The 14,243-nt window shown below is 70.2% G+C and carries 9 protein-coding genes; 2 read left to right on the forward strand and 7 right to left on the reverse strand.

Annotation, left to right across the window (positions count from 1 at the left end; translation table 11 throughout):
- Window positions 1-141: 141 nt before the first annotated feature.
- From E2493_RS14410 to E2493_RS14425, 4 genes are all read right to left on the reverse strand, one after another.
- A complete protein-coding gene (locus E2493_RS14410; RefSeq protein WP_135087996.1) occupies window positions 142-864 on the reverse strand; it encodes a transposase in 723 nt (240 codons plus the stop codon).
- A 192-nt stretch (window positions 865-1,056) separates the two neighbouring features.
- Window positions 1,057-2,751 carry an SDR family oxidoreductase gene (locus tag E2493_RS14415; RefSeq protein WP_135087998.1) on the reverse strand — a complete coding sequence of 565 codons (1,695 nt, stop codon included), beginning with the start codon at window positions 2,749-2,751 and terminating at the stop codon, window positions 1,057-1,059.
- A 14-nt stretch (window positions 2,752-2,765) separates the two neighbouring features.
- Window positions 2,766-3,266: a thiol-disulfide oxidoreductase DCC family protein gene (locus E2493_RS14420; RefSeq protein WP_225421494.1), complete on the reverse strand. Its 501-nt coding sequence runs from the start codon at window positions 3,264-3,266 to the stop codon at window positions 2,766-2,768.
- Entirely contained in the window at window positions 3,253-4,005 is a 753-nt protein-coding gene (locus E2493_RS14425; RefSeq protein ID WP_225421495.1) for a Crp/Fnr family transcriptional regulator, read from the reverse strand. The genes E2493_RS14420 and E2493_RS14425 overlap by 14 nt, the downstream gene beginning before the upstream one ends.
- Window positions 4,006-4,364: 359 nt before the next feature.
- On the opposite strand from E2493_RS14425, the gene E2493_RS14430 reads away from it, so the two are divergent.
- On the forward strand, window positions 4,365-5,084 hold the full coding sequence (locus tag E2493_RS14430) for a Crp/Fnr family transcriptional regulator (RefSeq protein WP_135088002.1): 720 nt from the start codon (window positions 4,365-4,367) through the stop codon (window positions 5,082-5,084).
- A 46-nt stretch (window positions 5,085-5,130) separates the two neighbouring features.
- Here the strand turns inward: E2493_RS14430 and E2493_RS14435 are convergent, their stop codons facing one another.
- The 3 genes from E2493_RS14435 to E2493_RS14445 are packed head-to-tail and all read right to left on the reverse strand — an operon-like array spanning window position 5,131 to window position 10,551.
- Entirely contained in the window at window positions 5,131-6,147 is a 1,017-nt protein-coding gene (locus tag E2493_RS14435) for a pectinesterase family protein (protein WP_135088004.1), read from the reverse strand.
- Window positions 6,137-7,447: a pectate lyase gene (gene pelA / locus E2493_RS14440; protein ID WP_191993005.1), complete on the reverse strand. Its 1,311-nt coding sequence runs from the start codon at window positions 7,445-7,447 to the stop codon at window positions 6,137-6,139. The genes E2493_RS14435 and pelA overlap by 11 nt, the downstream gene beginning before the upstream one ends.
- Window positions 7,444-10,551 carry a sugar-binding domain-containing protein gene (locus E2493_RS14445; RefSeq protein ID WP_225421496.1) on the reverse strand — a complete coding sequence of 1,036 codons (3,108 nt, stop codon included), beginning with the start codon at window positions 10,549-10,551 and terminating at the stop codon, window positions 7,444-7,446. The genes pelA and E2493_RS14445 overlap by 4 nt, the downstream gene beginning before the upstream one ends.
- A 192-nt stretch (window positions 10,552-10,743) precedes the next feature.
- Between E2493_RS14445 and E2493_RS14450 the strand changes: the two genes are divergently transcribed.
- Window positions 10,744-14,220 carry a TonB-dependent receptor gene (locus tag E2493_RS14450; protein WP_135088008.1) on the forward strand — a complete coding sequence of 1,159 codons (3,477 nt, stop codon included), beginning with the start codon at window positions 10,744-10,746 and terminating at the stop codon, window positions 14,218-14,220.
- Window positions 14,221-14,243 lie beyond the last annotated feature (23 nt).

Here is a 14,243-nt window from a genome sequence, read left to right on the forward strand (position 1 = left end):
GCGGCCGGCTCTATTTCGGGGACACTATACTAAATACGTCCAGCGCCCTCCCGCCGGGGCCGCGCCACGCGTCTAATTAGTATAGTGTCCCCGAAATAGGTAACGGGCAGCGCCCTCCTGCTGGGGCCGCGCCACGCCTGATTAGTATAGTGTCCCCGAAATAGCGTGGGCAGCAGCTTTGGGTTTGGGTCCGCGCCGGGCGGGCGCGAGGGGGCGCGCCAGGGCCGTTTCCTGCGCCGCGATCCACGGCGCCGCGGCGAGCGGGCGGCCAGTGCGCAGCCGCGCCTCGATCGCCGCGGCCAGCCGCTCGCCCTCGACCGTCGCCCCGCCCGCCTCGAGCCCGTAGCGCAGCATCGCCCGCCAGTTGGGCACGTGTCGGGAGAGCGCCGCCACGTCGGTCAGCGGATCGCCGGCGGCGCGGCGCCCGGCGAGATGGCTGCGCGCGCTCGACCAGCGCCAATCCTCGGCCCGCGCGGCGAGGCCCGCCGCGACCGGGTTCCGCTCGACGTAGCGGACCGCCGCCATCAGATGGGCGTCGTCCATCGGGTAGCTCGCGAACCTGCCCTGGAAGAGGTAGCCCCGCCATCCCTCGCGCGCGTTGACGTGGCTGGTGTAGCGGCGGTGGGCCTCGGCGAGCGCGCCGCGCAGGCCGTCCGCCGTCGCCGGCACCAGCACGAGATGGACGTGGTTGTCCATCAGGCACCAGGCCAGGCAGGTCACGTTCGCGGCCTCGCAGCCGGCGCGGAGCAGGCGAAGATAGAGCGCTCGGTCGGAATCGCCGAAGAATATGGGAAGGCGGCGATTGCCGCGATGGGTGACGTGGTGCGCCACGCCTGGAACGACGATGCGCGCGATCCGGGCCATCGCCTCTTGTACCAGATCGGCGCGGGGGCGGCCAATTCGCAGAAGGTCCGCGGATTTCGGGGACACCGGATTTCGGAGACACTATACTAATTGCCTCCAGCATCGCTCCGCCCGGGGAGAACCGTGGCGGATTTCGGGGACACTATACTAATTACCTCCAGCATCGCTCCGCCCGGGGAGAGCCGTCGGTAATTAGTATAGTGTCCCCGAATTAGGGGCGGGCGGCCCGTCGGGGGCGAGGGTGCCGCGGTAGGCGACGATCCGGCCGACCAGCGGCAGCGCGATCTCGACGTCGAAGGCGAAGCGGCCGTCCTGCTCGGCCTCGAAGCTCGTCCCTCTCGGCAGCAGCGCGCGGGGCATGGGCACGCCGGCCAGCGACCAGCGCCGCGGGACGAGCAGCAGCCGGTCGCCCTCGACGACCAGCGCGAGGGCGAAGCTTGCCAGGCCGAAGCGCTCGACCAGCAGGTGGCGGTTGCGGCCGGTGCCGGCCGCCTGCAGCGAGGCGAAGCTGCGGCCGGCGAAGCGGCGCGTCCAGAGCTCGGCGCCGCCGGCGCGCGGCGCGAAGGCGACGGAGACCGGCACCTGCGCCGCGGCCGGCGGGAAGCGGAACAAAGCGGCGACCAGCCGGGCGAGGGGGTGGCGGCCGCGCCGGACCTCGGCGGTGCCCGACCAGCGGCGCGGCGCCATGCTGTCGTGAAGCTGGCGGAGCCGGGACGGAAGCCCGTCGAAGGCCGAGCCGAGGATCCGGCGGTAGAGCGGCGCGGCCTCCTCGCCCGCGTCGCGAAAGCCGGTGAAGATCCGCCGGCCGGCGAACAGCGGCGCATAATCGGCGAGCGCGAGCGCGCGGGCGCCGGAGCGCGCCCCGGGCGGCGGGCGCTCCCCGGCGAGCAGCTTGCGGACGATCGCCTCGATCGCCATCGACGGGATCAGCGGCCCGTCGTCGCCCTCGGCGATCAGGTGCCAGCTGCGCACCACCGGCCCGCCGTTCGCGACGCCTTCGGCACGGACGTACATGCCGCCGCGGTGCTCGCCGAAGCGCATCCGGTCGAGCACGAAATGGAACAGCCGGGCGAACGGCACCAGCGAGGGCAGCCGCAGGCGGGCGCGGGCGGCGGCGAGCAGGTTGAGGATGCGGTGCAGGATCTCGGGCACCGGCCCCGCCCCCATCCAGATGTCGCGCATCGCCGGATGCTCGGGCGGAAGGACCTGCAGGTCCGGCACGTCGACCAGCGAGAAACGGATGTTGCGCAGCGGCAGGCGGCCCGGCACGGCGATGGTGAAGCGGCGGCTCTCGGCGAGGCCGATGCCGTGCCCGGGCCGGCCGCCGCGGGTGAGCTTCACCGGCGCGCCGGCATAGCCGAGCACCGCGCGCATGACGTTGCGCCCGATGCCGGCGAACGGCGAGGGCGCGATGCCGCCTTCGACCGAGACGATCTCCATGTCCTTCGCCATCTCGCGCAGCACCGCGGCGGTGAGCACCGGAAAGCTGCTCACGCCCGAGAGGACGAAGACGCCCGCCGCCCTGGCCGCCGCGTCGAAGCGCGGCACGCCGAAGACGAAATCGGCGGCGTCGGCGAAATCGCAATAGTCGACGCGCGCGGCGATGCAGGCCGCGATCACGCGATAGGGGTCGGCGCCGTAATGCTGGAACGGGCCGGAGGCGTCGACGACCAGATCGGGACGCTCGGCCTGCAGCCCGGCGGCGACCTCGGCGCGGTCGAGGGCGAGCGGCCGGACCCGCGCCGCCCCGGTCCATCCGGCGCAGAACGCCTCGGCGCGGGCGAGGTCGCGGCCGGCGATGACCAGCTCCAGCGTCGGCACGTCGGCGAGCAGCCGGGCGAGGCGGCCGCCGAACACGCCGTAGCCGCCGAGGATCAGGATCCTCAAGCGCCCCTCTCCGGTCACAGCAGCCGGTCGCGATATTCGGGCGCCGGCAGCCAGCAGGTCTCGCGCCGGCCGAACCAGCGATAGCGGTTGCGCGCCACCCAGAGGTAGAGCGGATCGCGCACGAACGCGGGCACGAGCCGCAGGACTCCGGCGAGCCGCCACGGGAGACCGAGCCCTTCGTAGATGGCGAGCACCGCGTCGCTGTCCCGCCGCACCCGCTCCCCGTCGACCAGCAGGATGCTCAGCGGATCGCGCGGATCCATGCCGTGCTCGCGGCACAGCCGCGCCCCCACCTCCCCCTGCACCGAGGCGAGGCGGAACCGGCCTCGCCTGTCGTGCGCGAGGACGAACTGGGCGTTGCGCGCGCAGAGCACGCATTCGGCATCGAAGAGAATGATCGGGCCGCCGGCCAGCTCGCGCATGGGGTGGGGTTGCGCCGCTTCCGAAGCCATTTCCACGTGCTTAGCGCGCGAGAGGTCTCCGATCGGGCGCTCGCCGCCGTCAGTCGTTGGCATCGAGATGCGCGCCCTCGTGGTCGAGGTGGAGATAATTGTCGTTGAACATCGCCGCGTTCTTCAGCCGCGGCAGGTCCGGAATGGTGAGGGTGCGCCGCTCGAGCGCGATCAGGCCGTCGCGGCGCAGGTCCTGAAGCGTCCGGTTGACGTGCACCGCGGTCAGCCCGGTCGCATCGGCGAGGTCGGTCTGGGTGAGCGGGAACGGGCACGTATTCCCGGTCGTCAGGCCGACCGCGCGAAGGCGGAGGAACATCTCGACGAGCAGGTGCGAGATCCGCTCATAGGCGTCGCGCTGGCCGACGTTCAGCGTCCATTCGCGCTGCACCGAGGTGGTGACGAGCGCGTCCCACCACAGGGCCTGGGTGATGCGGGGATGGTCGAGGGTCAGCGCCTCGAGCTGTTCGCGGCCGATCTCCGCGAGCCGCACCGCGGTGATGGCGCCGATATAATGGTCCATCTCCTTCAGGATGAGAACGTTGGCGTCGCACAGGTCGCCGGGAATGAAGAGCGAGACGATCTGGCGGCGGCCGTCGGGGAGGCTCTTGTAGCGGCACGCCCAGCCCTCGAGGATCAGATTGACGGCGCGCGGCCGATCGCCTTCCCGGGCGATGTCCTGCCGCGCGGCGACCTGCCTCACCGACGATCGGCTCACCCGGTCGATCGCCTCGCGGTCCGCCACGGAAAGCTTGGTGAAGGCCTGCAGCCGAAGTGTCAGCGGGCTCAGCATGATCTGGAACATCCTCGAGGGCCCGGCCCTTCCCGCCCTTATCTCATCTCCGCCATGGAGAAGGAACGCCGGAATCGTCTTCCCGGCGCAGCCGGACGATCCGGGGGGACGCGCCGTTGCCGGAGGCACGGCGGGCGCGGCGCGCCGGCAGGAGCGCCTTCCGGATCTTTCGGACGTGTCGGCGCCTGGGCCCGCATGTCAAAAGATGATTCAGGTAAGCGCGCGCCGGGGGCGAAACGCCTAGCTGGGCCAGATCGTGGAGGAGGATGGCCTTTGCCCTGCTACAGAGTCGACGCATTCCGTTGGGCGGGAACCTGCCGGTACCGGGTCCGCACGGCCGCCGGCGGACGGAACGGAGCCGGGCATCGCCGATGATTGAGAAGCATCTCGCGAAGCTGCGCGCACGCGACGACATCAGCGAGGAAGAAGAGGCGGCGATCCTCGCCAGCGTCGCCGAGGTGATCGAGGTCCGGGCCGACCGGCGCGTCGTCACCGCCGGCGAGACCGTGAACGTCTGCACGATCCTGCTCTCCGGCATCGCCTGCCGCCACAAGGATCTGCGCGACGGCAGCCGCCAGATCACCGAGCTGAACGTCGCCGGCGACTATACCGATCTCCACAGCTTCACGCTGAAGCGGCTCGACCACGACATCCTGGCGCTCACCGACTGCAGCCTCGCGGTGGTGCCCCACGAGCGGCTGCGGGCGATCACCGAAGCCTTCCCCCATCTCGCCCGCGTCTATTGGTTCGCGACCAATCTCGACGCCGCCATCCATCGCGAATGGGTGCTCTCGCTCGGGCGGCGCACCGCGCTGGCGCGGATCGCGCATCTGTTCTGCGAGATGCAGGTACGGCTCGGCCTCGTCGGCCTGGCCGAGCCCGCCCGCTACGCGCTGCCGATCACCCAGACCGACATTGCGGAATGCCTCGGCCTCACCAGCGTCCACGTCAACCGCACGCTCAAGGACCTGCGCGAGCGCGGGGTGGTCGAGTTCCGCAACGGCATGGTCGAGATCGGCGATCCCGCCCGGCTGAAGGCGGAGGCGGAGTTCGACCCCGCCTATCTCTATTTGGAGAAGCGCGTCCGCTGAGCCGCGCCGGAGCCGGCAGATCGCCGAGCGGCGCCGTGACGCACGGCTAGCGGACCTGCTCCAGGCCTTCCGAGATCCACCGCACGTCGCCCTGGAAGAAGGTGCGCAGCGACCATTGCGCCGCCTCCTCGCGGGTGAGCTGGCGCGACGGCGCGGCGCGCGCGGCCGGGGCCGCGCCGCGGCCCGACGACCGATATTCGGCATAATCGGTGGTCGGCAGCCGGTTCGACGTTCCCGGATACCATTCGCGCCAGCCTTCCGGCATCACCGGCGCGTCCATCCGCGTGTTGAGGAAGACGACGCGGGCATGATCGCGCCAGGGGCGGCCGAGGGAGACGTTGCGCGCGTCCGGATCGGCGGTGAGGCGGCAGCGATCGAAGACATAGCCGCTGTCCTCGTCCGCCGAAGCGCGGCTCTGCGCCGTGTACCAGACGTCGGAATGGGCGAGCCCGTGGATATGGCAGTTGCGGAACCACGCCTTGGCGTTGCCGAAGATGAAATCGACATGGCCCTCGATATAGCAATCGGAGAAGAATTGCCGCGCCATGCGCCCGCCTTTGCCCTTGTTGGCGAAGAGCGTGTCCTGGTGGCCGAGCAGGCGCACGCGCGTGATCACCGCGCGGTCTCCGGTGACCGACAGGGCCACCGCCTGCGAGGGCGGGTTGCCGGGCTGCAGCCACCAGTCGTTCCGGATGGTGAGGTTCGCGATGCGCAGATCGTCCCCGCTCGCCGTCACCGTCGCGGAGTTGAAGGTGCCGCCGGCGCTCTTCGCGGAATCGCCATAGACGAGGACGGTCGCCTGCGGGTCCCGCCCGGTGCCGATCAGGGTGACGCCGTCGCGGGCGATGGTCAGCTTCTCACGCCAGATCCCCGGTGCGATGCGGATCACGCCGCCGCGGTCCGGCAGCGCGTCGATCGCCGCCTGGACGCTGCGATAGGCGCCGGCGGCGGAGCGGGAGACGTGGAGATCGCGCGCGACGGCCGGCGCGGCGCTCCACAGCAAGGCGAGCAGCCCGAGCAGCAGCGCCGGCCAGCGCAGGACGAGGCGCGCTTCAGCCGGCATCGCGGCACCCCGCCTGCACCGCGGCGCGGCCCTGGTGGCGGGCACGCCAGCGCTCGAAGCGGGAGAAGGCGCCGGCCGGCGCAGCGTTGAACCAGCTGTAGCCGCGCCGCCTCTCCTCGCTGACATCGGCGATGTCGTCATGAATGGTGCCGCCGCGGTCCCCGAAGATCGGCCGGGCGGTGTGCAGATCGTAGAAGCGCGCCCAGAGCGGGGCGGCGCCCGGCTGGGCGTCGAGCCGCCCCTCGGCGCGGTTCCACGCGACGTCGGCGAGCGCGTGCGCCCGCAGCCAGGCGATTCCGTCGCAGACCGAGGCGGCGAGCTCGGCCGAAGGCTCGGGCACCTCCATCAGGAAGCGCAGGATGCCGGCGCTCTCCGCGCTGGAGAGCGCCGCCGGCTCGAACGCGCGCGCGCCGACCGGCGCCAGGCTCAACGCATCGTGCTGCTGCGCCCAGATCGTCCGCCGTCCGTCGACCCGCACCTGCGTCGCGAGCAGCATCGCGATCGCCCGCGCGGCGGCGCTCCGGGCCTCGCCGGCGAGCGCATCGGGCACGAAGGCCGTCGCGCCGCTGCGCCGTCCGACCTCGTCGAGCAGGCGTGCGGCGTCGGCGACCGCATCGTCGTTGAACGTGATCGCGTCGTGATAACCGCCCTGCAGCGGAAAGACCTGGGGCCAGCCGCCGTTCGGATATTGCGCGGCGAGGAGGTAGCGGACGCCCTTCAGAAAGGCGGCGCGATAGCGCGCCCCCACCGTCCCCGGCAGCTGCGCCTGGACCCGGGCGAGGAAGCGCAGCTCGCTGGTGGTGGCGCCGTTGTCGAGCGTCCCGACATAGGCCCAGGCCTTGTCCGCCTGGATGTCGCCGGCGGCGGCCGGGGGCAGATGCTCGACGATCGCCCAGCCCTCCCCGGCGACGCGCGGCGGAGTCGCCCGGTTCTGGTTCTTGCCCCAGCCTCCCGCCGGGGTCTGGAAGCTGACGATGTTGTCGGCGACGCGGCGCGCCTCGGGGCCGGCGTACCACGCGTCCGCGCGGTCGAGCGGCATCGCGTTCCCGCCGCCGCCGCGATCCGGCCAGGGCCCTCTCGGCGCGGTCCTCCGCTCGGCCGCGAGCGCCGCCTTGTCGGCGGCCATCAACGCCTGCGAGCGGGCGAGATAGACCTGCCAGGCGGCCCGTTCGGCGGCCGGGCGCTGCGCGATCCGCGCGGCGGTGAGCGGCGCGGCCGGAACCATGTTGCCGATCACCGCGGCGCTCGCGGTGAGCGGCGCCGCGGCGAGCGCGATCGGCAGAAGAAGCGACTTGATCATCGACGGTCTCCGGTCTGGGTCAGCCAGAAGATGGCGTTTTCGAGGAAGCGGCGCTGCAACGGCGCCACCATGTCGGGCAGCCGGTGGACGAGCACCCGCATCCCGCCGCGGCGCGCGATCAGCGTCGCCGCGCCGTTGCGGCGGTCATGATCCCGACTGTAGGCGGCAAGGATCTCCACCCCCTCCCCGTCCACGACCAGGCCGTTCGAAGGCTGGCCCTCAACCTGGTGGAGAACGCTGGTCGCGGTGTCGGCGGGGATGCCGTCGAACAGGGCATGGGCCCTCAGATAGTTCCAATTGCCCATCCAGGGCGCCCGCAGATTGCCGACCTGACCGTCGTAGCGGAAGAGGCCGAGCCCGGCGAGCTGGCGGGCGACGCCGTCGGCGAGCCCGTCCTCCGGCACCATCGCCAGCAGCGGCGTGCCGGCACGGACCGCGGCGAGCACGGCGTCCGGCAGAGCCCCGGGGACGAGCTTGGGCGCGTCGCCGGCGGCCGGCTGGGCCTCGAGCCCGGTCTGCTCGCCGATCTGCCGCCGGGCGATCTCGTCCGCGGCGAGGCCGGATCCGATGATGCCGTCGTAGCGCACGCCGGCGCGGAAATCCTCGAAACGGGCGGCGCCGGTCGCCTCGAGCTGACGGCGGAGCGACTGGGCCACGCCGGCAAGGGCGATGCGGGGCCTGCGCGACGGCCGCGGCCCGGGCCCGACCACCCAGAACGTCCGCTCGAACCCCGCGTCGGCATGGGCCGAATGGACGAAGCGGAGACGATGCGCTCCCGCCCGGTCGAACGCCGGCAGCGCCGCCGCTTCGGCGACGAGCGCGCGAAACACGTCCGGAGCGTGCGACGGCGCCGGGTAGCGCGCCACCTCCCGCTCGCGCCCGCCGGGATCGACCAGCGACAGGCGCAGCGTGCCCGGCGCGGGCCGGCCAGTGTCGTTGAACAGCCAGAGATCGACCAGCGCCTGCTCGCCCGGCGAATAGACCAGCCGCCGCTGCTTCGCGCACGGGCGAACCGGGAGCAGGCTGCGCCGGACGATGGCCGGATCCGCCTTGAAGCGGCGGAGGTTGTCGACGATGCCCGAATGGTTCTCGATCGCGGTGGTTTCCCAGCCGCTGATCGCCGCGATGTCGACCTCGTCGCCGATCCGGATGTTCTCCAGGTAATTCTCCCACGCCTCGTAGCATTTGAGGCCGATCGACAGGAACAGCGCCTCGGCGGTCGGGAAGGCGGCGCGGAAGCCCCAGCGGTCGAGAAAGGCCTCGGTCCCGCGCAGGATGATGCGGTGATCGTCGAGGTCATAGGCCTTGCCGCCCCGCGCCTCGAGCTCGGCGACGATGCCGGCGTGATTGTCGGCGACGGCGCAGCCCTGCATCTCGCCGAACTCGACGATGAACGGCTTTCCGGTCTGGCGATGGATGTAGGAGTCCTTCGACTGGTAGAAGCGATCGTACCATTGATCGCCCGCCCCCTGGTGATTGACCCACCAGCCGCCGTGCCGCTCGACGTCCGACCGGTAGTAATGATCGCTGTACGGCAGGTACATCGCCTGGGCGGCGCCGCGCTCGACGAAGCCGTCGTTGAGGATCACCGCACGGCTCGGATCCATGGCGTGGATCGCCTTCAGCACGGCCTGCACGTCGGGATTGGCGAGATTGGCGCCGATCTCGTTCTGCAGCGTGTAGTGGACGAGCGACGGGTTGGAGCGGAAGACGCGCGACATCTCGACGCATTTGGCGACCATGAAATCGCGGCTGAAGCGGTCGGCCGGCGACAGCGCCTCGCCGGGCTTGAGATCGCGGGCAATCGCGTGGCGGCCGCCCCCCGGCTCCATCACGCGCAGCAGACCGAGACGGTTCTGGGCGGCGAACACCTGCTCCTTGCCGACATTGCGGTGGAAGTGGAGGCAGTTGAGACCGAGCGCTTTGGCCGACGTGACCTCGCGCTCGGCGAGCTCCGGCGTCGGCCAGAGACCGTTATAGCCCCAATAGCCCCAGGAGATGGCCGAATAGAGCCGGATCCGCCGGCCGTTGAGCCGGAGCATCGCGTCGGTGCCGACTCCGTCGACGCCCAGCCAGCGGAAGCCGAACTCGACCAGCCGGGTGTCCTCGCCCCAGCCGAGGCGGAGGCGATGGAGGGCGGGTGTGTCGAGATCCCAGAGCGCGGCATCGGCGGCGCGGACCCGGAAGACGACCGTCGCGACGCGGCCGTCGAGCGTCAGGGTCTCGAGCGTCGCGGCGGCCGCTTTCGGTACGCCTTGCGCATCTGCGAGGGCGATTGTCGCGCGGCGGCGCAGCGCGTCGATGTTGCGGGGCGGACGGGCGAACGCCACTTCCATGTGCGCGGTGACGACATGCGGATCGGGGGTGTTGAGCACCCAGGCGTCGCGGATGTGGGCGTCGATCGGATGCGCGCTGAGCGTCATGCCGCGATCGAGGCCGCCGAAACCGTGCGACGCGAACAATTTCACCGCGCCCCAGCTCATCGTCGTCGAATCGCGCCAGTCGTAACGGCCGCCGGGATTGGTGATCCGGATGGCGAGCCGGTTCGCGCCGCCCGGGCGCATCGCCGCGGTCAGATCGCAATGGATCGGCAGCTCCGACATGATCGAATAGCCGACCAGCTGCTCGTTGAGGAACACCTCGGCCCGAAGCCGCGCGCCGCGGATGTGCAGCAGAACGCGCTTGCCCGCCGCCGAGGCTGGAATGTCGACCTCGCGGAACCACCAGGAGACGCCGCGATAGGCGCCGTTCTGCGGGACCGGATCGTCCGCGGCGTAGCGATATTCGTCGCCGGTATAGGGCCTGAGCCCGAACGCGCCCCAGAGATGCTCCTCGACCGTGGTCGGCAGGGTGACGGGCAGTGACTCCGCCTGGCTGAGCGAGGCCCAGCCGCCGGTCGGCGGATTGACCGGCAGGGCCGCGAGATCGACATCGGCAGGGAGGTAAAGGCGATCCTCCTCGTAGCGCGCCGCCCGGTCGATCCACAGCCGCCAGCCATGGTCGGGAACGGACGCCAGGACGGGCGCGGCGTGCACCGACGGGATGAAGGCCGCAGCCGCCCCCGCGCCCGCCGCTCCGAGGAATCCGCGCCTGCTCAGCTCCATCATCCCACTCCCCTCAGGACTGCAGCGACGCGCGTCGGAGCGGCTTCTGCCCAGCCTCTGCCGGCCCTTGTAACGCAGCTGAAAAGCTTATGACACCGGTTTCTTGACACCGGTGTCGTGTTAGCGTTACCACATGATTCGGGCAGAAGATCGGGGCAACCGGCGCGCTTTGAAAACAGGAGGAGGACTTCGATGGGGCTCAAGCTCACGACGCCGTTCGCATGCACGGTTTCCTCGGCCGCACTGGCCATCGGCCTGATCGCCGCGCCGGCTGCCGCGCAGACCGCGCCCTCGGCGCCGCCGCCCGGCCAGGCGCCCCAGGACGTGTCCGGCCCGTCCGGCGCCGCGACCGACGCAGTCGACGTCGCCGACCAGGCCGCCGATGCCGAAGCGGCCCCGCCGCAGGACGAGAGCATCGTCGTCACCGGCTTCCGCGGCGCGCTGCGCAATGCGCTCAACATCAAGCGCAACTCGGACGTGCAGGTCGACGCGATCACTGCGGAGGACATTGCCGACTTCCCCGACACCAACCTTGCGGAATCGCTGCAGCGGCTTCCCGGCGTCTCGATCGATCGCGACAATGGCGAGGGCCGCTCGATCACCGTCCGCGGCCTCGGCGGCGACTTCAACCGGACCCGGCTGAACGGCCTCGAGGCGCTGTCGACCTCCGGCGCCAACGATGCGGGCACCGCGCCGAACCGCAGCCGCTCGTTCGACTACAACACCTTCGCCTCGGAGCTGTTCAGCTCGCTGAAGGTGCAGAAGACGCCGTCCGCCGAGACCGACGAAGGCTCGCTGGGCGCGACGATCGACCTCCAGACCGGACGGCCGTTCGACTATAGAGGCCGGCAGTTCGCCCTCTCGACCGAGGCGAGCTACCAGGACAACAGCGGCAAGACGAGCCCGCGCATCGCCGGCCTCGCCTCGACCCGCTTCATGGACGGACGCATGGGCATCCTCGTCTCGGGCGCGTACAGCCGCGCCCAGAACGAGATCGACCAATATGCGCGCGCCCCCGGATCGGCCGACTATCTGTATCGCGGCACGCAATGGCAGGGGAACGAATTCCCGCAGCGCGCCGGCTTCTCGGCGCCGGCCGGCACCACCTTCGGCACCGCGATCACCAATCCCGAAGCGATCTCGATCCTCACCGGATCGGACGCCGCGGCCTATGCCAAATTGTTTCCGAGCGGCTATTCCACGACGGGCCGGTTCAACGACTCGCTGGTGCGCATTCCCGCCCTCGCCGCGCTCCAGCAGCAGGACGTGAAGAACGAGCGGATCGGGCTCACCGCCTCCTATCAATGGCGGATCACCGACCGCACCCTGCTCAGCGTCGACGGCCTCTATTCGAAGTTCGACAATCTCAGCCGCAACAACCAGATCTCCTCGGTCGGCCTCAACCGCAACAACACCAACTCGGTGTTCAACACCGCCGGCAACAATCTGACGCCGACGGCGGCGCGGGCGCTCTACCCGGGCCTGTGCGTGCCCAACGCCGGCTCGGAGATCACGCCGGCGCAGGATTGCGGCCAGCAGCTCTACGGCACCACGCCCGCGTTCGCGACGGCGCTGAACCAGGCGGGCGTCCTCGTCCCCTCGGTGCTCGGCGCGGCGGCGGTCGTGCCCGGCGGCACCAGCCCGGCCAACGCCAACATCTTCAGCACCAATCCGTTCAACCTCGATCCCTATGATTATTACAACAACCCGAATTCGGTCGGCTACATCCCGACCTCGAACCGGCTGGCCTTCCGCGGCGCGCTGATCGGCCGCCCCGGCGTCGACGTGCTCGACGCCAACGTGACCGACGGCACCGCCGACTATCTGGCGCTGCGCAACGTCGACTTCCGCTCGGCGGTCGACCAGTCGAGCTACACCACCGAGTTCAACCAGGTCTCGGCCAACCTCCAGCACGACTTCACCGACAATTTCCGCGTCGACCTGATCTACGGCCGATCCGAATCGACCAACTCGTCGACCGGTCTGCTGGTCGAGTTCAACCGCATGGATTCGCCCGGGACGTTCATCTACGACGAGCGCGACCATGGCTCGATGCCGGTGATCGACTTCGGCTTCGACGCCGCCGATCCGGCGAACTGGGACACGGTGAAGGGCTTCTCGGCGATCCGCCACTACCAGCGCTTCGTCAAGAACACCTACGAGGGCTTCAAGGCCGATTTCGACCTCCGGCTGAACGACCAATTCTCGGTCGCCTTCGGCGGCACGCGGCGCGAGTTCGGCTTCGACACCAGCCAGTTCGAGCGCAACAACGACCTGCTCAATCCGACGCTGCGCGAGGCCGGCGCCACTGCCGACCAGGTCGGCCGCGTGGTCGACTTCGGCCAGGGGCTGAACGTGCCGGCCGGCACGGTGACCAGCTTCTACGTGCCCGACATCGCCAAGTTCGAGCAATTGTTCGACTTCACCTGCAATTGCGCCAACAAATGGGGCGACTGGCGGATCACCGACCGGCGCAACAATTCCGCGGCGTTCGGCGTCGACGAGACCGACACCGCCTTCTACCTGCAGGCGGACTTCAACACCGAGATGTTCGGGCGGCCGCTGCGCGGCAACATCGGCTCGCGCGTCGCGATCACCGAAGTGCGCTCCGAGGGCCGCACCACCGCCGGCCGCGAGATCGTCGGCACCAACAAGTACACCGACTGGCTGCCGTCGATGAACCTGGTCTACGAGCCGGTCGAGAACCTGTTCCTGCGCTTCGGCGCGTCGCGGGTGATGGCGCGCCCGCTGCTCGGCAACCTCGCGCCGACGATCACCGCGATCTCGATCCCGAACAACGGCTCGCTCGAGGGCGGCTCGCTGACCGTCGGCAACCCCAAGCTCTCGCCCTTCTACTCGAACAATCTCGATGCCAGCATCGAATGGTATTTCGCGCCGGGCGGGCTGCTGTCGATCGCCGGCTTCCAGAAGAACATCAGCTCCTTCCCGCAGACGGTGCTGTTCTCGGCGCCGCTGTCGAGCTTCCTCGACGCCGACAATGTCGCGGCGCTGCGCCAGCAGTTCACCAACGCCAACCAGCTCGCCTATATCGATGCCGACGCGCCGTTCACCGCGCGTCAGTTCCGCGACGCGCCGGGCGGCTATCTGCGCGGCTTCGAGATCAGCTACCAGCAGGACTTCACCTTCCTGCCCGGGTTCCTCAGGAATTTCGGCGCGCTGATCAACTACACCCGGATCAAGTCCGAGCTGAACTACATCCTCGATCCGGGCACGGCGACGATCGCGCCGACGACCGGCAAGGCGCCGTTCCTCAACGTCTCGCCGCAGGCGCTGAACGGCACGCTCTATTACGAGACCGAGCGCTTCCGTGCGCGCGTGTCGGTGGCGCATCGCAAGGGCTACAGCACCAGCTACCCGATCGCCGCCGGCAATTGCAGCCCGGGCCTCAACCCGGTGCCCGGCAATCCGGCGACCGAGGGCACGGCGTGCGACAGCCCGCTGATCAACGACTTCGTGTTCAGCCGCTCGACCACCAACGTCGATGCGTCGATGAGCTATCAGCTCACCGATTTCCTGACGATCACCGCCGAGGGCCTCAACCTCACCAACCAGGCCAGCGAGCGCTACGCTTATTCGGACTCGCCGGTGGTGACGCAATATGCGAGCTCGGGCCCGATCTACCGCATCGGATTGCGCGCCCGCTTCTGACCGCGAATATCGCCCGGGGCGCC

It is taken from the genome of Sphingomonas parva (ex Maeng et al. 2020) (assembly GCF_004564275.1).
Classification (GTDB): Bacteria; Pseudomonadota; Alphaproteobacteria; order Sphingomonadales; family Sphingomonadaceae; genus Allosphingosinicella; species Allosphingosinicella parva.